Genomic DNA, 20,682 nt, shown 5'->3' with positions numbered 1-20,682 from the left:
GCAGAGACGCAATGGCCAAGAAGGTCACCGTCACGTTGGTTGACGATTTCGATGGCGAAGGCGCGGCCGATGAAACGGTCGAATTCGGGCTCGATGGGGTGAGCTATGAGATCGATCTCTCAGCGAATAACGCGGCGAAACTTCGCGCGGATCTGAAGCAGTGGGTGGATACCGGTCGTCGAGTCGGTGGCCGTCGGCGTGGCCGGTCGGTCGGTGCCGGCCGGGGTCGCGCAGCGATTGACCGGGAACAGAGTGCGGCAATCAGGGACTGGGCTCGCCGCAACGGCCACAATGTGTCCACGCGGGGCAGGATTCCCGCCGATGTTATCGACGCGTTCCACGCAGCAACCTAAGAAGCAGCAACCTAAGAAGCAGCAAGCGAGCAATGTAGCCGGCAGCAACTCAGCCGGGGATCGCCCGCACTAAATTACTGGGTACTCGGCGTTCGCTGGTGGCGAACTGTTCGCGGGCCCGTTTCGGAAACGAATCTGCTCCTGGTCGCGTTGCTACTGGCAGCGCCGGGTACTGGCCCGTTGTCGCGCAGGGTGTCCCTTCCAGCGGGTTACGGACGGGGCCTCCAGGCGGGGCGCCCGGGGCCGTCGCCTACTACAGTGGTCGGCAGGTGCGTGGCACTACCGAGGTCTTGCCAAATGTTCGGCGCTCTAGCAAGTCTTCGGGAGTTGGTACGAGGCGCTGTGCACCTACCTATGTGATGGAGAGCAGGTAACCAGGGATGTTCGAAAGATTCACCGACCGCGCACGTCGGGTTGTCGTGTTGGCTCAAGAAGAAGCCAGGATGCTCAACCACAACTACATCGGCACCGAGCACATCCTGTTGGGGCTTATCCATGAGGGGGAAGGCGTCGCCGCCAAGTCGCTCGAGTCGTTGGGTATCTCACTGGAGGGCGTGCGCAGCCAGGTTGAAGAGATCATCGGCCAGGGACAGCAGGCGCCGTCCGGTCACATTCCGTTCACTCCGCGCGCCAAGAAGGTTCTTGAGCTGAGCCTGCGTGAGGCGCTGCAACTCGGCCACAACTACATCGGGACCGAGCACATTCTCCTCGGGTTGATTCGTGAGGGTGAGGGTGTGGCGGCCCAGGTGCTGGTCAAGCTGGGGGCCGAACTGACCCGAGTGCGCCAGCAGGTCATTCAGCTGCTGAGCGGCTACCAGGGCAAGGAGACCGCAGAAGCCGGAACGGGCGGGAGGGGAGGAGAATCAGGTTCCCCCTCCACTTCGTTGGTGCTCGACCAGTTCGGCCGAAACCTGACCGCGGCGGCGATGGAGGGCAAGCTCGACCCCGTCATCGGCCGGGAGAAGGAAATCGAGCGTGTGATGCAGGTGCTGAGCCGGCGCACCAAGAACAACCCGGTGTTGATCGGCGAGCCGGGCGTCGGCAAGACCGCTGTCGTTGAGGGCCTTGCGCAGGCGATCGTGCACGGTGATGTTCCCGAGACACTCAAAGACAAGCAGCTCTACACCCTCGACCTCGGTTCGCTGGTCGCCGGCAGCCGGTATCGCGGTGACTTCGAGGAACGCCTCAAGAAGGTGCTCAAGGAGATCAACACGCGCGGCGACATCATTTTGTTCATCGACGAGCTGCACACGCTGGTGGGGGCCGGCGCCGCTGAGGGTGCGATCGATGCCGCGTCGATCCTGAAGCCCAAGCTGGCACGCGGTGAACTTCAGACCATCGGTGCTACCACCCTCGACGAGTACCGCAAGTACATCGAGAAGGATGCAGCACTGGAACGTCGCTTTCAGCCGGTCCAGGTGGGCGAGCCAACAGTCGAGCACACCATCGAGATCCTCAAGGGGCTGCGGGACCGCTACGAAGCCCACCATCGGGTGTCGATCACCGACGGCGCCGTCGTTGCTGCGGCGACACTGGCGGACCGGTACATCAACGACCGGTTCCTACCGGATAAGGCCATCGACCTGATCGACGAGGCCGGTGCCCGGATGCGGATCCGCCGGATGACCGCACCGCCGGACCTGCGCGACTTCGACGAGAAGATCGCCGACGCGCGCCGGGAGAAGGAATCCGCGATCGACGCGCAAGATTTCGAGAAGGCGGCCAGCCTCCGGGACAGCGAAAAGCAATTGGTGGCCCAGCGCGCCGAGCGTGAGAAGCAATGGCGTTCAGGTGATCTCGATGTGGTAGCCGAAGTCGATGACGAGCAGATCGCGGAGGTTCTCGGCAACTGGACCGGCATTCCCGTGTTCAAGCTGACCGAGGAGGAGACCACTCGGCTGCTGCGCATGGAGGACGAACTGCACAAACGGATCATCGGCCAGGAGGACGCCGTCAAGGCGGTATCGAAGGCGATCCGACGCACCCGTGCGGGGCTGAAGGACCCCAAGCGTCCCTCGGGCTCGTTCATCTTCGCCGGCCCGTCCGGTGTGGGAAAGACTGAGCTTTCCAAAGCGCTGGCCAACTTCCTGTTCGGCGACGACGACGCCCTCATCCAGATCGACATGGGCGAGTTCCACGACCGGTTCACCGCCTCGCGGCTGTTCGGAGCCCCTCCGGGCTACGTCGGCTACGAGGAGGGTGGTCAACTCACCGAGAAGGTGCGTCGCAAACCGTTCAGCGTCGTGTTGTTCGACGAGATCGAGAAGGCGCACCAGGAGATCTACAACACGCTGTTACAGGTGCTCGAGGACGGTCGGCTCACCGACGGTCAGGGGCGCACGGTCGACTTCAAGAACACCGTGCTGATTTTCACCTCGAACCTGGGCACCTCTGACATCAGCAAGGCGGTCGGCCTCGGGTTCACCCAAGGCGGTGGCGTCAACGACTACGAGCGGATGAAGCAGAAGGTCAACGACGAGCTGAAGAAACACTTCCGTCCGGAGTTCCTCAACCGCATCGACGACATCATCGTGTTCCACCAGCTGACCCGGGACGAGATCATCAAGATGGTCGATCTGATGATCGGCCGGGTGTCCCAGCAGCTCAAGGCCAAGGACATGACGATGGAGTTGACGGACAAGGCCAAGGCGTTGCTGGCGAAGCGCGGGTTCGACCCCGTGCTCGGCGCGCGGCCGCTGCGCCGCACCATCCAGCGTGAGATCGAGGATCAACTCTCGGAGAAGATCCTCTTCGAGGAGGTAGGACCCGGGCAGGTCGTAACCGTCGACGTCGAGAACTGGGACGGCGAGGGTGCAGGCGAGGATGCGGCGTTCACCTTCGTCGGCAGCCGCAGGCCTGCGGCGAGCGTCGAACCGGATCTGGCCGAGGCCAGTGCCGCCGCTACCCCGGGTGCGGCCGAGTAGGCCGACCACGACAACGGGCGGCCGAACAAGCCGACCACGACAGCGGGCGGCCATTCCAACGGGTGGCCGCCCGCTTCGTGATGTCCTGGTGCACCCCCACCAGGCGTGGCTTAGGATGCTGGGGTAATTGATGGTCAACGGAATCTGGTGAGACTCCAGAACGGTCGCGCCACTGTAGACAGTCAGACCTGATGGCCATCACACATCTGGCTGGGACGCGAAATCCCAGAAAGGAACTCGAATGACTTCTCCTGACGTGGGCAAAACACAGGCGGGCGCACTCGACGTGTCGGGCGCAAAGGCGGCCGCATGGCTGTCGCTGACCGCTTTCCTGGCGCTGGTGGTGCTGTATTTCGTCGGTATGGACCAGGGGGCAACCTCGGTGTTCGGGAACAACACCTACATCCACGAATTCCTGCACGACGGTCGTCACCTACTCGGCTTTCCCTGCCACTGACACCCGGCAAGGAATCAGTGAAATGCACACCAATATGGAAAAACAAATCATTTGGCGTGGCCTTTTGGCCGGCGCCGCCGCCGGAATCCTCGCGTTCCTGTTCGCCCGAATTTTCGTGGAGCCACAGATCGAACTGGCCATCGGCTATGAGGAGGGTGTCGGCTCTGCGCACGAGGCCATAGACCATGCCGCCGGCGTGCACGGACACAGCCACGGTGGGGAGGGTGGCGGGTTCACTCGCGCCGTCCAGATGAATATCGGAATGGGCCTGGGCGTCCTGCTGTTCAGCATGGCCATCGCAGCGCTCTTCGCGGTCGTCTTCGCGGTGACCTACGGCCGGGTCGGTGACATCTCGGCTCGACTGCTGTCGCTCTACATCGCGGGCGGAATGCTCCTCAGCCTCTACGTCGTTCCTACGCTGAAGTATCCGGCGAGCCCGCCGGCATTGAGCCTGGACGAGACGATCCAGCAGCGTACGCTGCTGTACCTGTTGATGGTTGTGTTGTCGGCGGCGCTGTTGATCGGTGCGGTCTACCTCGGTCGCCAGTTGGCGGCGCGGTGGGGCGCCTGGAATGCCGGGGTGGCCGCAGCAGGTGGTTATGTGGTGGCCCTAACGTTGGTGATGCTGGTCCTGCCGACCATCGACGAGACGCCCGGTCCGTTGGTTGCCGCCGACGGCACCATCGTCTACGAGGGGTTCCCGGCCGATGTGCTCTACGACTTCCGGTTGTACGCATTGGGGACGCAGATCGTCATCTACGCCACCATAGGTCTGGTTTTCGCCGCGCTGGTCTCGCGGTTGCTGGAGGAGCGGAAGCCCGCACTTGCCATGTGAGCATGCCCGGGGTGATTTGTCCGGACCTCAGTTACATGGACCCCAGTTACATGGACCCCAACGGTGAGTGAGGTCGTCCGACTGACCCTCGTGTCGCACGCCATGACAGACGCGATGGCAGCCGGACGATTTGCCACCGATGAATCGGTCAACGCCAAGGGTCGGCGACAGATCGAGGCAGGAACTGAACTCGGACGCACCGAGCAGGTGTTCTGCGCACCTGAGACGCGCACTCGGCAGACGGCGGAACTGCTCGGATTACAGGCGTCTGTGGAGCCGCAGCTTGCGGACCTGGATTGCGGCCGGTGGCGCGGTGATGTGCTCGGCGGCGTATCGCCCGCCGAATTGGCCATCTGGCTGACGGACCCGACCAGTGCGCCGCACGGCGGCGAGTCGGTCGTCGAGCTGGTCGAGCGGGTTGCCGGATGGCTGGATTCGCTGGCCTCACAGCGCGGCCGGGTCCTGGCGGTTGCCCACCCGGCCGTCATTCGTGCCGCGATCCTCGTTGTGCTGGAAGCGCCGCCGCAATCATTCTGGCGCATTGACGTGGCGCCGGTCAGCCGTACGGTCATGCACTTCCGAGGGCACGTATGGACCCTGCGGTCTGCACGTTGATTCAGGCGGTCGGGATCAGGTCGAAGGCTTGAGTCACGATCGACATCAGCCAGCCGGCCGCGGTCTAGTCAACTGAGGGCGCGGCCCAACGCTGCATACACGGGATTTGCAAGGCCTGTTCTAGACAGTTTCTCAGGCCGCACATATGCAGTCGGTGAAAAATCAAAGGCAACGAAGGAAGCCATCCTTTGGATGACCAAACGAGAGTAGAGGGGCACATCGTGAAACGACCCGCCACCTGGAAGATTGCCACCATCAGTGCAGCCATGATCGGCTCCAGCTTGTTTGGCGCGGGAGCGGCGATGGCCTCTCCGGCAAACGCACCTCACCAGAGCTGCAACCTCAACGGGGCCAATACCTCCGTTTGCCAGAGCCCCGGTGATGCGTCGATCGTTACTGCGCCCAATCCGGATACGAGCGCGCAGTACACCGGCCCTTATGGCGCGGGCATTGTTGGCGGCCACTGAGCCACATCCACACGCCGCAGTGAACTGGGAGCGGTCACGCACTTCCCAGGGCGCGTATGGACCCTGCGGTCTGCACGCTGATTCAGGCGGTCGGGATCAGGTCGAAGGCTTGGGTCACGATCGACATCAGCCAGCCGGCCGCGGTCTGGCTGCGAAACTGCGGCCAGTTCGCTTGCAGACTTACTACCCACGGCTGCTCGTTGCGGTCAACGGCATACCAGCTGAAGGTCAGGTCACCGGGCAGGTTGCCGGCTTTGGCCCCGATGTAGGGCCACTGGGTCCGGTCGAGATCGATGCCAGCGACGGCGGACAGGATGTCCCTCACCGGCGCGGCCTCGCCCACCGCAGCGGTCTGGAGGGCGGCATGCAAACGGCAGATATCGGCGGCGCTGCCATACCACTCGGCGCCGATATCCGACGCCGGAGTGTGGGTGCGCTTCGGATCCGGTTCGTAGGGCCGGGAGTTCGTCTGCTGAAGCAGCTGAACACGCCCTTGCGGCGAGGCCTGCTTCCACTCGTCGCGAAGATCCGGCTTGCCCCAGCCCACCGAGAACAGTTCGTGCATGGTCGGAAACGGCGTCATGCTCGCGGGGTCGTGGTGGCCGGCGGCCACCAGCGCACGCTCGATGGCGCCCGGCCCCAGTCGGGCGATCAGCAGATCGGTCGCCATGTTGTCGCTTGCCGAGATCATCTGCTGGGCGGCATCGCGTACTGAGACTTGGGCGCCCGGCGCCAGCGCATCGAAGCCCGAGGAGCCGACGGCCTTGGCTTCCTCGGTGATGGTCAGCATGTCGGTCCAGTCCACCGTGCCCGCGCTGACCGCATGCGCAACTCCAAGCAGCACATACAGTTTGAAAATCGACGCTAGTGGCAGGGACATGTCGGTGTTGGTGCCCGCGACCTTGATGCACTGGCCGTCGGTGACCTTCGCGATCTGGTAGGAGTAGCGCGCGCCGGACTTGGTCAATTGGGCGTCGATGTCTTCCCAGTTCTCGATCACCGGCGGGTCGAGCTCCACCTGGAAGCGGTCGACCATGCCCGCATCGTCGGTGTGCAGCTCGATGGTCTGCGCCACTCCGTAGGAAGTGAGCACATCAAGTGTGGCGTGCCCGGCCCCGACGTCGATGTCGGTAACGGTGAATGGCCGGTCCCACCACATCCTGTCCAGCGTGACTCCCACGTGCTCGACTAGCTGAGGGGCGGCCAGAGTGCGGATACCGACCGGGCCGATCGGCCAGTCGCTGTTGAGCATGTCCATGGTCTGCTTGGCGCGCAGGCCCTGTGGTGTGTTGATCTGGATGGGCGCGCCGTAGGCAGACTCGGACGGCGCAGGACGGGTCGTGGCACATCCGCAGGCCAGGGTGGCGACGAGGACGAGCCCGACCGTCAGCTTGGTCGCTCGCCGTAGGGCCTGGGCTGCCTTACGCCGGAGCGTTGGATCCCGCAACGTCAAGTACAACTTCGAACTCCAGCAACGACGCACCGGTGGCGACCGGGTTGGCGCGCTCGCCGGCATGGGCCTCGGCTGCGGGTCCGGTCACCCACGCCTGAAATGCTTCTTCGGACTCCCACTGGGTCACCACAAAGTAGCGGTCCTCGCCCTTGGTCGGGCGCAACAGCTGAAAACCGAGAAAGCCGGGCTGGCTGTCGACGGCATGTGCGCGGTGGGCGAACCGCTTCTCCAATTCCGGACCGGCGCTGGGCGGGATCTCGATCGCATTGATCTTCACCACAGGGTTTTGACTGGGCATGGTATTCAGGCTACCGCGTGCGACCGGCATGATGAGAACATGGATTCCGATCCGTACTCCAGCCCGATTCACGGCTCGGAGGCAAGTGATCTGCTGATCCGTCGCGGCGGGGCCGGCCCGCCCGTGGTGCTGGTGCACGGGCTGATGGGTCGAGGCACTACCTGGTCGCGCCAACTGCCCTGGCTCACGCGGATGGGGGAGGTCTTCACCTACGACGCGCCGTGGCATCGCGGCCGCGGCGTGCCAGACGGATTCCCGATCTCCACGGAGCGTTTCGTGGCCGACCTGGGCGATGCTGTGGAGGAGCTGGGCAGGCCGGCGATCATGGTCGGCCATTCGATGGGTGCGTTGCACTCCTGGTGCCTGGCCGCAGCGCGACCCGAGATGGTCGCCGCCGTGGTCGTGGAAGACATGGCTCCCGATTTTCGGGGACGAACCACCGGTCCGTGGGAGCCCTGGTTGCACGCGCTGCCCGTGCAATTTGGCACAGCACAGCAGGTGTACGACGAGTTCGGCCCCGTGGCGGGCCGGTACTTCCTCGAAGCGTTCGACCGCACGGAGACCGGTTGGCGCCTGCACGGCGACCCGGCGCGCTGGATCGCGATTGCCGCAGAGTGGGGAACCCGCCACTACTGGAGTCAATGGCATTCGGTGGCGGTGCCGACCCTGGTCATGGAAGCTGGAAACTCGGTCACCCCGCCCGGTCAGATGCGAACCATGGCCGACACCGGGCTTCGGACGACCTATCTGCGCGTGCCGGAGGCCGGCCATCTCATCCACGATGACGCGCCCGGAACATATCGGGAAGCTGTCGAGGCGTTTCTATCGCAGTTCGGCGGCGGTGCCTGAGCTCAGCGGTGTTGTATCCACCTGCATCGTCGTCCACCTGCACCGTCGTCCACCTGCACCGTCGTCCACCTGCATCGTCGCCTTCGGGTTTGTCTGCTCGGCTCCTCCTCAGGCCTGGGGGCCTGCATCGTCGCCTTCGCCACAAAGCGCGAATCGGCCGTCCGCCGTCTGCTCCACCAAACCATCCACGAGCAGCGAATCCAGCGCCCGGTCTCGCTGCACGTTGTCCGTCGTCCACGCGAGGTCGAGTTCCACCCGGCTGACGGGAAAAGCACTGCCGCGCAACACATCGAGCAGCCGACCTCGCACCTGACGATCGGTGCCTGCATATCGCTGCGTCCGGCGCGGTGGGCGGGTACTTTCCGGGAAGCCGTGCGACCGCCAATTGCAGTTGCGCAGCGGACACACACCGCACCGCGGCGCGCGTGCGGTGCACACCGTCGCGCCCAACTCCATTAGCGCGACCGAGAACTGGGGCGCGCTCGCGTCGCCGGGCAGCAGGGCCGCGACATCATCGAGGTCTCGGGCCGCCGGCGAAGCCGCATCCGCGCGGCCGTGAACTGCGCGAGCAACCACGCGCCGAACGTTGGTGTCGACGACGGGAACAGACTGCCGGTAGGCGAAGCAGGCCACGGCGCGTGCGGTGTAGGTTCCCACGCCGGGAAGTGACAACAGGGTTGCGACATCTTCGGGCACCACGTCGCCGTGCTCGGTGGCGATAACCATCGCGCATTCATGCAGGCGTTTGGCCCGCCGCGGATAGCCGAGCTTCCCCCATGCCCGCACGACGTCGGCCGCACTGGCCGCCGCGGTCACCGACGGGGTGGGCCAACGTGCGATCCACTCCAGCCAGATGGGTTCTACCCGCGCGACGGGCGTCTGCTGCAGCATGACTTCGCTGACCAGTATCTGCCAGGCCGAGACGCCGGGACGCCGCCACGGTAAGTCGCGCTGTTCGCGTGCATACCAGGCCAGTAGCTCATCGGCGTAGATCATCGACGACGGCTCGGGCACAATGTCGTCCATGCCCAATACGAGCCCGGCGATGGCGTGGAAAGCACTCAAGGAGGGTAACGAGCGCTTCGTTGCCGGCAAACCGGAACATCCCAGCCAGAGCATCGAGCACCGAGCCCGCCTCGCCGAGGCGCAGACGCCCGCCGCGGTGCTGTTCGGTTGTGCTGACAGCCGGGTGGCAGCTGAGATCATCTTCGATCAGGGCCTCGGCGACATGTTCGTGGTTCGCACCGCGGGACACGTCATCGACGGGGCGGTGCTCGGCTCGATCGAGTACGCCGTCACCGTCCTGAAGGTGCCGTTGATCGCGATCCTCGGGCACGATAGCTGCGGTGCGGTGCAAGCGACGTTGTCGGCGCTCGACGACGGGGTGCTGCCGGAGGGCTTCGTGCGCGATGTAGTGGAACGGGTAATGCCCTCCATTCTGGTCGGTCGCCGCGATGGGCTCAGTCGCGTTGACGAGTTCGAGGCCAGGCACGTCACCGAGACCGGCGTGCAGCTGCTGAGCAGGTCGACGGCGATCTCAGAAGCGGTCGAAGCGGGCGACCTGGCTATCGTCGGGCTGACTTATCACCTGGCCGACGGCCAAGCGTGTCTGCGCGACCATATCGGCGAGATCGGCGAGTTCTGACTGGTCCTGTCCACTTTTCGGGCTGACTTTCCGCGCCGATTGCGCGCTGGTTTTGCCGAAGGCCCGCATCGGGTTTCTGCTGTTCGGCCAACCCCTCATCGGGTTTTCCACTCCTGGCGCAAGCGTCCCCCGCAAGCGGCAGGTGCCCCCACATCGGCGACACGCCGGGCAACCTCGGGCAAGGTCGCGTGACCTGGCCTTACCGTGATGTTGTGCTGGATCTAGAACCGCATGGCCCGCTGCCCACCCAGATTTACTGGCGACGCAGGGCGTTGGCGCTCGGCATCGCCGTGCTCGTCATCGGTGTGATCGCTGCCATCGTCGCGGTGGTCGTGATGAACAGCACCAGTTCCGAGCAGCCGACGGCGAACGAGTCGTCGGCGCCCGCCGATGCGGCGGGCCCGAATGCGTTGCCGGGGGAGAACCCCGATGTCAACTCGCCGATCCAGCCGCCGGCGCAGGATGCCCTGCAGTCGCCCGCGACTCCGACGGCTGCGGTGGTGCCGCCGCCGATCCTCCAGGAGGGGGACGACTGCCCCGATTCGGCGCTCGCGGTCAAGGGCATCACCAATGTGCCGCAGTACGTTATCGGCGATCAGCCCAAGTTCACCATGGTCGTGACCAACATCGGTCTGGTCGCCTGCCAGCGGGACGTGGGAGCCGCGGTTCTAGCGGCGTATGTGTACTCCCTGGACAACCAGCGGCTGTGGTCGAACCTGGATTGCGCACCATCCAACGAAACGTTGATCAGGACGTTCCAGCCCGGCGAGCAGGTGACGACCGAAGTGACATGGACCGGGATGGGCTCGGCCCCCAACTGCCCGTTGCCGCGACAGCCCATCGGCCCGGGCACCTATAACCTGGTCGTTCAGTTGGGCAACCTGCGCTCTGCCACCGTGCCGTTCATGTTGGCGCAGCCCGCCGCTCAGCAAGCACCCGTGGACGGTGCCCCGCATATGCCGGTGCCGGGCCCGATCGGCTGACAGGTCCTCGTCGACCCGCAAATCTGCTGCGGACCTGGGTTAGTTGTCGTCATTCTGACTGATGCTTCGCAGCACCCTCAATGCCGCGGTGATGTCGTCGGCTGACACCACCCGCATTCCGGGTGGCGGGGCGGTTACGCCCGCAGGTACCACGGCGCACTTGAAGCCGAGCCGGGCAGCTTCGGCAAGTCGGCGGTCCATCCCGGCCACCCGCCGCAGATCCCCGGCCAAGCCGACCTCACCGATTGCCACCGCCGTCGTGGGCATCGCCAGGTCGACGGATGCCGAAGCGATCGCGAGCGCCACGGCGAGGTCCGACGACGGATCGGTCAGGCGCATACCTCCGACCGTAGAGAGGTAAATGTCGTTTGTTCCGACGGGCAACTTCGCACGCTTCTCCAGCACCGCGGTGATCATCGCCGCGCGCGAGGAGTCGATGCCGCTGACCGCCCGCCGGGGGCTTCCGCTCGCGGGCGAGCCGATCAGCGCCTGCACCTCGCCGATCATCGGTCGTTTGCCGTCGAGCGTGACCGTGACGGCGGTGCCTGACACCGCCTTGGGCCGCTGATCGAGAAAGAGGCCGGAGGGGTCCGAGACGCATTCGATGCCGTTGTCGTGCAATAGAAAACATCCGACTTCGTCAGCTGCGCCGAATCGGTTCTTGACGCCGCGCACCATGCGCAGTGACGACGTGCGATCGCCCTCGAAGTGCAGCACGACATCGACCAGATGTTCAAGTGAGCGGGGCCCGGCGATGGCACCGTCCTTGGTGACGTGCCCGACGAGGAGTACCGCCACCGCAGGAGACGACGACGTCTTGGCCATCCCCGTCAGAGCGGCCGTCACTGCCCGAACCTGGGTGACACCTCCGGTAACGCCGTCGACCTCAGCGGTGGACATCGTCTGCACGGAGTCAACGATGACGAGGGTGGGCTGTACGGCTTCGATGTGACCGAGTGCGATGTCCAGGTCCGATTCGGCAGCCAGGTAGACCCCATCGTGGGTGCACCCGGTACGTTCGGCCCGCAGTCGAATCTGGCCCGCCGACTCCTCCCCGGACAGATACAGTGCTTTCCGGCCCGTTTGAGCCCAGCGGTGGGCCACCTCGAGCAGCAGGGTCGACTTGCCGACACCGGGATCCCCAGCCATCAGCGTGACCGATCCGGGGACCAAGCCTCCGCCGAGCACCCGGTCCAGTTCGCTCACGCCGGTGTGAAAGTGACGGGTGGCCCCGGGGTCGATCGAGCTGATCGGCACGGCGGGAGCTGCCGGTGCGACCGCGCGCCGGGTTGCCGAAGCGGCCGCCGCCCTCACGACGACTTCGTTGACCGTGCCCCAGGTGCCACAGTCCGGACAACGGCCGACCCACTTGGCCGCGACGTGCTGGCATTCCGAGCAGCGGTACTGCGAACGTGTTTTCGAACCGGCGCGGGTCACTGGGTGACCGTAACCGGCAGCACCGACAGAAGCTCAGCGATGAACGCCGTGTCTCGTACGGATGCAGCTCACCAGATGCGGCTCAATGGCCGCCGCCCGAGTGACCGGCCGAATCCCCGGCATCTGCGGCTGCGTCCCGGCGGGGAGCCTCACCGGCCGAGACTGGCACGGTGACGGTGGTCTCGCCGGCGTTCGCGAAGGTAAACGTGAAGTCGTAGGTCAGGCCGTTGGTGATGGGCTTCGACAGCGCCACCATGGCCTCGGCGGAGTCTGCCACCTCGATACCCTCCAGCGGCGTGGGCTGGCCGTCGGGAGTACCGACCACCAACACACCGGTGGCGGGTAGGGCGGCGTCGCCCGTCACCGTCACTTTGCCGACGTCGGAGGTGATCGAGAGAAGCTTGTCGTCCATGTTGGGCGAGTTGTTGGCGGCGGTGAAGATCAACTCGATGTCGCGCCCCGGCTGGATGTAATCGGATGTCTGATCGGCGCGCAGGTGGATGTTGCGCAGCGTGATCTCACCCGCGTAGCCGCTGGTGCCGTTAATCGCTGGTTCCTGAGTGGCGGTCTGGGAGACCTGGCCGGCGCCGCAACCGGTCAGCGCGACGGCCGCGGCAAACCCACCCGCGGCCAGAACGGCGGGTATGGACCGGCCGGTTGCGCTAGTGCGCCGTTTGAAGGGGTTCACTGGGGCCTCCTGCTCGGCCGACTAGGCGACGTGGCGCGCCGGGGCCACTGCGGTTCCGGCGGTTCAACTATGCAGAGTAGTAGCTGCCGAATGCACGCGGTAGCGCAGGGGCGATGCGTTTTGCCGACTGCCTATTCCAGAGGTCGCCGACGGCCTATTCCAGAGGTCGCCGACGGCCGCACAGTGACTGTCCGGCGGCGGGAAAGCATTGCGCGCGTTGCACGGATTCGCCGGTCTGTCAACCCCTAGTATCTTCCCGCTGTGCCCCTGACCTGCATCGTTGATCCACCCCCGATAACGGCCCGTGTTAACATTGAGGGGTGAAAGGGGCTCGTAACTGATGATTTTTAAGGTCGGAGACACCGTCGTGTATCCACACCATGGTGCTGCGTTGATCGAAGCGATCGAAACCCGGACTATCAAGGGCGAACAGAGGGAGTATCTGGTCCTGAAGGTCGCTCAGGGAGATCTCACCGTCCGGGTACCTGCCGACAATGCCGAATATGTGGGTGTGCGCGATGTCGTCGGGCGGGAAGGCCTTGACAAGGTCTTTCAGGTGCTACGCGCCCCGCATACCGAAGAGCCCACCAACTGGTCACGACGGTACAAAGCCAATCTGGAAAAGTTGGCCTCCGGCGACGTGAACAAGGTCGCCGAGGTCGTACGTGATCTCTGGCGTCGGGACCAGGAGCGCGGGCTGTCTGCCGGTGAGAAGCGGATGCTGGCCAAAGCGCGGCAGATCCTGGTGGGTGAGCTGGCACTCGCCGAGAACACCGACGACGAGAAGGCCGCGACCATCCTCGACGAGGCACTCGCCGCCGCCTCCTGAGCTTCGGGATGCCGGCGATGCATGGGCACTCGCCGAGAGTTGGGGTCGGCACCGACGTACATCCATTTGAACTCGGGCGTCCCTGCTGGCTGCTGTGCCTGCTGTTCGACGGTGATGACGGTTGCGCCGGTCATTCAGACGGCGACGTGGCGGCGCATGCTCTCTGTGACGCGCTGCTGTCGGCCGCGGGTATGGGCGACATCGGCGAAGTGTTCGGAACCGACCGTCCCGAATGGCGGGGGGCCAGCGGCGCTGACATGCTCCGGCACGTCCACTCGCTGCTGCTCGGCGCCGGGCTGCGAGTGGGCAATGCCGCGGTTCAGGTCATCGGTAATCGTCCGAAGATCGCCGCGCGTCGTGGCGAGGCCCAGCAACTGCTCTCCGAACTGCTGGAAGCGCCGGTGTCAGTGTCGGCGACCACCACCGACGGCCTCGGTCTGACCGGACGGGGAGAGGGCCTGGCGGCCCTGGCCACGGCCCTGTTGATCACCGACGAGCGCCTTGGCGAGGCGGCGACCACCAGCCACGTGGTCGATGAATGACGAACAGGCCTGCATAGGCCGGTAAGCTGGCCCGTCGTGACCGAACGTCCCGCACCCGTGCTGCGGCTCTATGACACGTTGTCTGGTGCTGTGCGCGATTTCGCGCCGCTCCGGCCCGGCCACGTCTCGATCTATCTGTGCGGTGCGACCGTGCAGGGTCTGCCGCACATCGGCCATGTACGCAGCGGCGTCGCCTTCGACGTCCTCCGCCGCTGGCTGATCGCCAAGGGTTTCGACGTAGCGTTCATTCGCAACGTCACAGACATCGACGACAAGATCCTGCACAAGGCCGCCGACGCTGGACGCCCGTGGTGGGAGTGGGCGGCGACCTACGAGCGGGCATTCGCAGCCGCCTACGACGCTCTCGGTGTCCTCCCGCCGTCGGCCGAACCGAGGGCGACCGGTCACATCACTCAGATGGTCGAACTGATCGGCGACCTGATCGACCGGGGCCACGCTTACTGTGCCGCAGCGGAAGGCAACGGGGACGTCTACTTCGACGTCGGGACGCTGCCCGATTACGGCAAGCTCTCCGGACACAGACCCGACGATGTCCATCAGGGGGAGGGCGTCGCGACCGGAAAACGGGATCAGCGCGACTTCACGTTGTGGAAAGGAGCCAAACCGGGCGAACCGTCGTGGCCGACTCCGTGGGGCCGTGGGCGTCCGGGTTGGCACACCGAATGCGTAGCAATGTGCCAGGAATATCTCGGTACGGAGTTCGACATCCACGCTGGCGGAATGGACCTGGTCTTCCCGCATCACGAGAATGAGATCGCCCAGGCTGAAGCTGCCGGGGATGGTTTCGCCCGGTTCTGGCTGCACAACGGCTGGGTCACCATGGGTGGCGAGAAGATGAGTAAATCCTTGGGCAACGTCTTGGCGGTACCCGCTGTGCTGCAACGGGTTCGCGCACCTGAACTGCGCTACTACCTGGGTAGTGCGCACTACCGGTCGATGTTGGAGTTCTCCGAAAACGCGCTGCAGGATGCGGCGAGGGCCTATACCGGGATCGAGGATTTCCTCCACCGGGTGCGCGGTCGCGTAGGTGCGGTCGTGCCAGGCCAATGGACTCCCAAATTCGGCGCTGCGCTCGATGACGATCTCGCGGTGCCGGTCGCGCTATCTGAGATTCATGCTGCCCGCGCAGAAGGCAACCGAGCGCTCGACGCGGGGGATCACGAGACGGCGTTGGCCCAGGCGATGTCGATCCGGGCGATGATGGGGATCCTCGGTGCAGACCCGCTGGACGAACGCTGGGAGTCGCGCGACGAGACCTCGGCCGCTTTGGCCGCGGTCGACGTGCTCGTGCAGGCGGAGGTTCGTCGGCGTGCGGATGCCAGGGCAAGCCATGATTGGGCAGAAGCCGACGCGATCCGCGACCGGCTCAAAGAGGCGGGCATCGAGGTCACCGACACCTCTGACGGGCCCCAATGGTCACTGCTGGACGGGACGGACAATTAATGGCGGGCAATTCCCAACGGCGAGGAGCGACCCGTAAGTCGGGCACCAAAAAGGGGCCGACCGTCGGCTCAGGCGGTGTTCGTCGTCGCGGTCTGGAAGGCAGAGGCGCGACACCGGCCGCCCGTCAGCGACCGAACCATCCCGCGGCCAAGCGCGCCGCCAAGGCTGCCCGCCAGCGGCAGGGCAGGCCCAAGAAGACCGACGACACCGAGATCGTCCTCGGCCGCAACCCGGTGTTGGAGTGTCTGCGGGCGGGAGCGCCTGCGACCGCGTTGTACGTGGCGCTGGGAACCGACGCTGACGAGCGGCTGACCGAAGCCGTGCAGATTGCCGCCGACAAGGGGATATCGATTCTTGAAGTGGTGCGCCACGATCTGGATCGGATCGCGGCCAACGGCATGCACCAGGGACTGGCGCTGCAGGTACCCCCCTACGACTATGCGCACCCCGACGATCTGCTCGCCGACGCCAAAGCTGATGCGGAACCACCGCTGCTGGTGGCGTTGGACAACATCTCCGACCCGCGCAATCTTGGCGCCATCGTCCGCTCGGTCGCAGCGTTCGGCGGCCACGGAGTGCTCATCCCGCAGCGTAGATCCGCATCGGTGACCGCGGTGGCATGGCGCACCAGTGCTGGGGCTGCGGCGCGGGTACCAGTGGGGCGGGCGACGAATCTCAACCGAACTCTCAAGCAGTGGGCCGAATCTGGGCTGCAGATCGTCGGACTTGACGCCGATGGCGGCACCGCGGTCGACGAACTCGACGGTAAAGGGCCGATCGTCGTCGTCGTCGGTTCGGAGGGCAAGGGCTTGTCTCGGTTGGTCCGGGAGAACTGTGATGCTGTGGTGTCCATCCCGATGGCCGGTCCGACCGAGTCGCTCAACGCCTCTGTTGCGGCCGGTGTCGTGCTTGCCGAAATCGCCCGCCAGCGAAGGACTTAGAAGTCAGCTCCACGGATCGGTGCGCCGCCAGAGCGTGGGGAGGTGCAGTTCGACACCGTCGTCGGCGGCGAGCTGGGTCAGTTCTCGCATCGAGACGTCCAGGTCGTCGCCTGCATATGGCAACGCGCGCAGTGGCTTGTCCAGTGGGCGGAAGAAGTCGTCCCAGTGGGTCAGTACCACCCGGCGCGCACCGACCGTCCGGGCGGTCTCTCTCCAGTATTCGGCGATGTAGCTCGGCGACTGCAGCCCGAGTTGGCCGACGCCGAGATAGGCGACGTCCGCGCTCCGGCCGGCCAGCGCGCCCGGCACGAATCCGGCGCTGCCGACGATCAACAGTTGCCGGCCGCTCGGACGGTGGCCCACGAGCATGGACCACGCCTCGCCGCACTTGTACGCCGATGCCCTGGCCGGGGGGATGACCGGTGCGGTGACGGGGCCGGGAAAACGATCCGGCGGGCAGTGGCTGCCTTCGATCAACGTGATGTCGTAGTTGCCAGCGGTGATGTGTTCGCCGGATTCCACCGTGTCGACGCGGTCGAGTCCGTGGCCGCGCCCGATCAGAGCCGCTGACGCCCCGCCGATCAGACGGGCACTGGTCAACTCGGCGACCGTTGCGGAGTCCATCGCGTGGTCATAGTGGGTATGCAGCGGAACCACGGCTTCCAGTCGGGTGACCCCGAGTTGTGAGAGTCCGGCATCGATACGCGGACGCGATGACGCCAGTGGGCGTGCGGCAACAGTGGAAAAGCCTGGCCGGGAGAAGAATCCGTCGGTCAACAGCGCCGAGTGGCCATCGTCGATCAGCAGCGTCGTCACGCCGCCCCACGCGATCGAGACCGGGGTCGCCGGCGATGCGGGAGGGACGTCGAACCGAGCGGCGTAGGCAGCCAGATCAGGTCGGCCGGTCTTAAGGCGCATGATGCCACCCTAAGCCTGACGGGTGCTGCTAAAACTCAATAGACGTAGGTGTTCGCAGGTTGTTCGATCTGCTCGGCCGACTCGACTCTCATGACGGGTACGGTTTTGAGGCTCGAATCGACTTGGCCGGCTGGGACTTTCCCTTCAAGTCGCACCCACGCTCCCTCCGGTAGTTGCGCGACCGCATCCTCGGCCGGACCTTCGAGCCGGATGCGTGCCAACTGGCCGTCGGCTGCGCAGCACAGAATAACGATTCGGCCCAGATAGGTCTGGTCACCGTCCCTTATGGTGAATCCGGTGACGCTGACCAGCCGATTGTCCAAGGACCGGTTCGAATCCCGCGCATTGCGCACGAGCAACTCGGGCAAAGAGATTTCCGGCGCCCGTTCGTCCGGCAAAGGAGGGTAGGGCCGACGCAGAACGTCGGTCGAGACCTCGGTGACGGTGCGGATGGAGGAATGCGACCCGAGCGCTGGTGGAACCACGAAGCCCAACAGCGCAATGGGCACGATAAGCAGCCAGAGCACCCCCGAATGGTGATTATGTCCGTCCTCGGAGCGCTGACCGGTTCCGCGCCGGATGTCGCGGGCGATTGCCACCAACGCCAACGCGATCAGAACAACTGCCGATGCCACCAGCCACGGCTGTAGTGACGGCTTGACATAGCGCGTGTAGGCCCCGGTAACCGTGATGATGATCGTGCAGACCCCGACCAACAACAGCAGAGCGTTCTCGGTTTCGCGGCTCACCGGTTGCCCACCAACAACAGTCCGACACCAGTGGCGACGACAGTGGCGACGAGGAAGGTGATCGGGGCGAACCGGACGGCGAACGCGCGGCCGAACATGCCCACCTGCATGGCGAACAGTTTGATGTCGATGGCGGGCCCGACGACCAGGAATACCAGTCGCGGAACCAGCGGTAGCATCGACAGGCTGGCCGCGACGAAGGCGTCGGCCTCCGAGCACAGCGCCAAGATCACAGCGAGCAGTGCCATCACCGCAATACCGAGTAACAGCTGGCCGGCAAGATGATCGAACATCCATTGCGGCACAAGGATGTGCAGAGCGGCGGCAGCCGCCGCGCCGATAACGAGATAAGACGCGGCCTGCAAGAAGTCGTGCCGGGCCGCCTCGGTAAACACCGTCCAGCGAGATCCATCATGATCGTGGGACCGCGGGACCTGACGAGTGATCCACTTATTCTGGCCGAAGCGCGCCCACAGGCCGCCCATGACAAGCGCGGTCAGCAGTGACGCCACGCACCGGGCAACCACCATCATGGGTTCGCCGGGAAACGCCACCGCGGTCGATACCAGCACGATGGGATTGATGGCTGGTGCGGCGAGCATGAACGTCAGAGCCGCAGCACCCACCGTGCCCGCGCCGAACAACCGGCGGGCGATCGGCACCGAACCGCACTCGCAGCCCGGCAGCGCCGCTCCACTAACGCCGGCGGCCAGGATCGCAACCGTGGGCCGGCGGGGCAACCAGCGAGCCAACCGGTCGGGAGTCACCAGGGCCGCTACCGCGCCGCTGACCAAAACGCCGAGAGCCAAGAACGGCAATGCCTGCACGAAAATCCCGCAGAACACTGTTGCGGCAGTCGCCACGTCCGGCGTGCCCGCAACCAAGCTCCGCAGCGTCCCGCCTGCCAGCGCCAACCCGACGATCGCGGCAACGAACACCTGCATGGAGCCGATACGCATGCGCGTTGGGGTTGTCTGGACGGCCACGGCGGCCATTGTGCCAGCCGCCGAGTCGATGTCGCTTGGTGACGGCGCGGTCACTCCGCGCTGATCCCCAGGAGGGCCTTGAGGTCGCTAGCTGAACGGCTCGAGGTGCACGCCCTCGGCGGTCAGGCGATTTCGCACAGCGCACGCAATCTGCACGGCCCCAGGTGAATCACCGTGCACACATATGGATTCGACGGCGATGGGTACCGTCGATCCGTCGATGGCAGTCACCCGCCCCGCGGTGACCATCGACATCACCCGGTCGGCGATCTCATCGGGGTCGCGCAGTACCGCGTTGGGTTCCCGTCGGGACACCAACTGGCCATCCGGGCGGTAAGCGCGGTCGGCGAAAGCCTCCGGCACGGTGGTCAGGCCCAGGCGTCGTGCTTCCGAAAAGAATACGGACCCGTTCAACCCCAGTACCGCGAGCCCGGGGTCCACCGCGTGCACCGCCGCGGCCACAGCCCGTGCTTGGTCTCTGTGCTCGACGATCGAATTATACAGTGCGCCATGGGGTTTTACGTAGCTCAGCGTTGAGTCGGCAACCTGTGCGAGGGCTTGGAGGGCGCCGATCTGATAAATGACGTCGGCGGTCAACTCGTCCGGCGGGACGTCGATGAATCGCCGTCCAAAGCCCGCGAGGTCGCGGTAGCTCACCTGTGCCCCGATGCGGACGCCCCGCTCGGCGGCCGAACGGCAGGTGCGCGCCAGGGTCGCGGCGTCGCCGGCGTGGAAACCACATGCGATGTTCGCGCTTGTCACCAGGTCGAGCATGGCCTCATCGTCGCCCAGCGTCCAGACGCCGAAGCCCTCGCCGAGGTCGGCGTTCAGATCGACGGATGCGCCGGGCATGGGCCAAGACTAGTCCGTATTGCGAGGTTAACCCGGATTTTGCGTGGAATGTCGATGTAGCTGGGTGTTGATACGCGAAAGTGCCTGTCCTGCAGGGGATGATCGGACTTCTCTAGGGTTCAATCGTCCAGCAGGAAGGCACCTCGCAGGTGAAGAATATCGCGGTCTCCCAGCGGGTCAAAGTATCAGCCGACGGGCACGGGGTGGTGTCGCACGCGGGGATGGGGCTGGTGCGGGAGCTGGCCGATCTGACCGGGCTGTCTGAGCAGGTCACAGCGGGTTTGGCGGACACCTACCGCGGCCCGTGGGTGTATGCCCCGGGTGCGGTGTTCGCCGATCTGGCTGCGGCGGTGGCCGACGGGGCGGACTGCATCGACGGTGTCGGGCAGCTGTGCGG

22 protein-coding genes and 1 pseudogene are annotated in these 20,682 nt (G+C 65.3%); 14 read left to right on the top strand and 9 right to left on the bottom strand.

Translation table 11 applies throughout. The features are described 5' to 3' along the window. Positions 1 to 11: 11 nt before the first annotated feature. The 6 genes from lsr2 to ACPGXI_RS15325 all read left to right on the top strand — a co-directional run bounded on the left by lsr2 (position 12) and on the right by ACPGXI_RS15325 (position 5,651). A complete protein-coding gene (gene lsr2, locus ACPGXI_RS15350) occupies positions 12 to 353 on the top strand; it encodes a histone-like nucleoid-structuring protein Lsr2 (RefSeq protein WP_526654410.1) in 342 nt (113 codons plus the stop codon). Between the two features lie 380 nt (positions 354 to 733). Beyond that, on the top strand, positions 734 to 3,277 hold the full coding sequence (gene clpC1 / locus ACPGXI_RS15345; protein ID WP_526654408.1) for an ATP-dependent protease ATP-binding subunit ClpC: 2,544 nt from the start codon (positions 734 to 736) through the stop codon (positions 3,275 to 3,277). 241 nt (positions 3,278 to 3,518) lie between these two features. Next, positions 3,519 to 3,734 carry a CbtB domain-containing protein gene (locus ACPGXI_RS15340; RefSeq protein ID WP_526654406.1) on the top strand — a complete coding sequence of 72 codons (216 nt, stop codon included), beginning with the start codon at positions 3,519 to 3,521 and terminating at the stop codon, positions 3,732 to 3,734. Positions 3,735 to 3,768: 34 nt separating this feature from the next. After that, positions 3,769 to 4,569 carry a CbtA family protein gene (locus ACPGXI_RS15335; RefSeq protein ID WP_526654404.1) on the top strand — a complete coding sequence of 267 codons (801 nt, stop codon included), beginning with the start codon at positions 3,769 to 3,771 and terminating at the stop codon, positions 4,567 to 4,569. A 63-nt stretch (positions 4,570 to 4,632) separates the two neighbouring features. Continuing rightward, positions 4,633 to 5,184 carry a histidine phosphatase family protein gene (locus ACPGXI_RS15330; protein WP_526654402.1) on the top strand — a complete coding sequence of 184 codons (552 nt, stop codon included), beginning with the start codon at positions 4,633 to 4,635 and terminating at the stop codon, positions 5,182 to 5,184. Between the two features lie 221 nt (positions 5,185 to 5,405). Further along, positions 5,406 to 5,651 carry a hypothetical protein gene (locus tag ACPGXI_RS15325; RefSeq protein ID WP_526654400.1) on the top strand — a complete coding sequence of 82 codons (246 nt, stop codon included), beginning with the start codon at positions 5,406 to 5,408 and terminating at the stop codon, positions 5,649 to 5,651. Positions 5,652 to 5,733: 82 nt separating this feature from the next. On the opposite strand, the gene ACPGXI_RS15320 is transcribed toward ACPGXI_RS15325, so the two are convergent. Further along, positions 5,734 to 7,098: a serine hydrolase gene (locus tag ACPGXI_RS15320; protein ID WP_526654398.1), complete on the bottom strand. Its 1,365-nt coding sequence runs from the start codon at positions 7,096 to 7,098 to the stop codon at positions 5,734 to 5,736. After that, positions 7,073 to 7,402 carry a mycobilin-forming heme oxygenase MhuD gene (mhuD, locus tag ACPGXI_RS15315; protein ID WP_526654396.1) on the bottom strand — a complete coding sequence of 110 codons (330 nt, stop codon included), beginning with the start codon at positions 7,400 to 7,402 and terminating at the stop codon, positions 7,073 to 7,075. The genes ACPGXI_RS15320 and mhuD overlap by 26 nt, the downstream gene beginning before the upstream one ends. A gap of 39 nt (positions 7,403 to 7,441) precedes the next feature. Here mhuD and ACPGXI_RS15310 point away from each other — a divergent pair, with 39 nt between their 5' ends. Further along, positions 7,442 to 8,251, top strand: coding sequence for an alpha/beta fold hydrolase (locus ACPGXI_RS15310; RefSeq protein WP_526654394.1), 810 nt, complete (start codon positions 7,442 to 7,444; stop codon positions 8,249 to 8,251). Positions 8,252 to 8,359: 108 nt separating this feature from the next. On the opposite strand, the gene ACPGXI_RS15305 is transcribed toward ACPGXI_RS15310, so the two are convergent. Continuing rightward, complete coding sequence (locus ACPGXI_RS15305; protein WP_526654392.1) at positions 8,360 to 9,277, bottom strand: iron-sulfur binding domain-containing protein; 918 nt, start codon at positions 9,275 to 9,277, stop codon at positions 8,360 to 8,362. Here ACPGXI_RS15305 and ACPGXI_RS15300 point away from each other — a divergent pair. Then, positions 9,276 to 9,896: a carbonic anhydrase gene (locus ACPGXI_RS15300; protein WP_526654390.1), complete on the top strand. Its 621-nt coding sequence runs from the start codon at positions 9,276 to 9,278 to the stop codon at positions 9,894 to 9,896. The two genes, ACPGXI_RS15305 and ACPGXI_RS15300, sit on opposite strands and share 2 nt — an antisense overlap. 212 nt (positions 9,897 to 10,108) lie before the next feature. After that, complete coding sequence (locus ACPGXI_RS15295; protein WP_526654388.1) at positions 10,109 to 10,879, top strand: hypothetical protein; 771 nt, start codon at positions 10,109 to 10,111, stop codon at positions 10,877 to 10,879. Between the two features lie 39 nt (positions 10,880 to 10,918). Here the strand turns inward: ACPGXI_RS15295 and radA are convergent, their stop codons facing one another. Beyond that, positions 10,919 to 12,316 (bottom strand): DNA repair protein RadA, encoded by a 1,398-nt coding sequence (gene radA / locus ACPGXI_RS15290; RefSeq protein ID WP_526654386.1) that lies wholly within the window; start codon positions 12,314 to 12,316, stop codon positions 10,919 to 10,921. Positions 12,317 to 12,398: 82 nt separating this feature from the next. Continuing rightward, positions 12,399 to 13,004: a copper chaperone PCu(A)C domain-containing protein gene (locus ACPGXI_RS15285; protein WP_526654384.1), complete on the bottom strand. Its 606-nt coding sequence runs from the start codon at positions 13,002 to 13,004 to the stop codon at positions 12,399 to 12,401. Positions 13,005 to 13,344: 340 nt separating this feature from the next. Here ACPGXI_RS15285 and carD point away from each other — a divergent pair, with 340 nt between their 5' ends. From carD to rlmB, 4 genes are read left to right on the top strand one after another with little or no spacing between them, the layout of a single operon-like run. Then, the gene (gene carD / locus ACPGXI_RS15280; protein ID WP_526654382.1) at positions 13,345 to 13,833 is read left to right on the top strand and encodes an RNA polymerase-binding transcription factor CarD; all 489 of its coding nucleotides are present in this window, start codon (positions 13,345 to 13,347) and stop codon (positions 13,831 to 13,833) included. 17 nt (positions 13,834 to 13,850) lie between these two features. Beyond that, the gene (gene ispF / locus ACPGXI_RS15275; RefSeq protein ID WP_526654380.1) at positions 13,851 to 14,375 is read left to right on the top strand and encodes a 2-C-methyl-D-erythritol 2,4-cyclodiphosphate synthase; all 525 of its coding nucleotides are present in this window, start codon (positions 13,851 to 13,853) and stop codon (positions 14,373 to 14,375) included. A gap of 36 nt (positions 14,376 to 14,411) precedes the next feature. Next, positions 14,412 to 15,839 (top strand): cysteine--tRNA ligase, encoded by a 1,428-nt coding sequence (cysS, locus tag ACPGXI_RS15270; protein WP_526654378.1) that lies wholly within the window; start codon positions 14,412 to 14,414, stop codon positions 15,837 to 15,839. Beyond that, positions 15,839 to 16,780 carry a 23S rRNA (guanosine(2251)-2'-O)-methyltransferase RlmB gene (gene rlmB / locus ACPGXI_RS15265; RefSeq protein ID WP_526654376.1) on the top strand — a complete coding sequence of 314 codons (942 nt, stop codon included), beginning with the start codon at positions 15,839 to 15,841 and terminating at the stop codon, positions 16,778 to 16,780. The genes cysS and rlmB overlap by 1 nt, the downstream gene beginning before the upstream one ends. Positions 16,781 to 16,783: 3 nt before the next feature. Here rlmB and ACPGXI_RS15260 read toward each other — a convergent pair whose 3' ends face one another. The 4 genes from ACPGXI_RS15260 to ACPGXI_RS15245 all read right to left on the bottom strand — a co-directional run bounded on the left by ACPGXI_RS15260 (position 16,784) and on the right by ACPGXI_RS15245 (position 20,285). Beyond that, on the bottom strand, positions 16,784 to 17,698 hold the full coding sequence (locus tag ACPGXI_RS15260) for an MBL fold metallo-hydrolase (RefSeq protein ID WP_526654374.1): 915 nt from the start codon (positions 17,696 to 17,698) through the stop codon (positions 16,784 to 16,786). 35 nt (positions 17,699 to 17,733) lie between these two features. Next, on the bottom strand, positions 17,734 to 18,447 hold the full coding sequence (locus tag ACPGXI_RS15255) for a TIGR03943 family putative permease subunit (RefSeq protein ID WP_526654372.1): 714 nt from the start codon (positions 18,445 to 18,447) through the stop codon (positions 17,734 to 17,736). Next, positions 18,444 to 19,442 (bottom strand): permease, encoded by a 999-nt coding sequence (locus ACPGXI_RS15250; protein WP_526654370.1) that lies wholly within the window; start codon positions 19,440 to 19,442, stop codon positions 18,444 to 18,446. Before ACPGXI_RS15250 ends, ACPGXI_RS15255 begins: the two co-directional genes overlap by 4 nt. A gap of 78 nt (positions 19,443 to 19,520) precedes the next feature. Continuing rightward, entirely contained in the window at positions 19,521 to 20,285 is a 765-nt protein-coding gene (locus ACPGXI_RS15245; protein WP_526654368.1) for a LamB/YcsF family protein, read from the bottom strand. A 149-nt stretch (positions 20,286 to 20,434) separates the two neighbouring features. Between ACPGXI_RS15245 and ACPGXI_RS15240 the strand changes: the two are divergent. Beyond that, positions 20,435 to 20,682 (top strand): annotated as a pseudogene (locus ACPGXI_RS15240) (IS1380 family transposase); the annotation flags it as partial.

Origin of the sequence: Mycobacterium sp., from assembly GCF_049608025.1 — a bacterium.
Classification (GTDB): Bacteria; Actinomycetota; Actinomycetes; order Mycobacteriales; family Mycobacteriaceae; genus Mycobacterium.
Note: the sequence above shows the minus strand (reverse complement) of the source record. Positions and strands in the feature narration are given on the sequence as shown.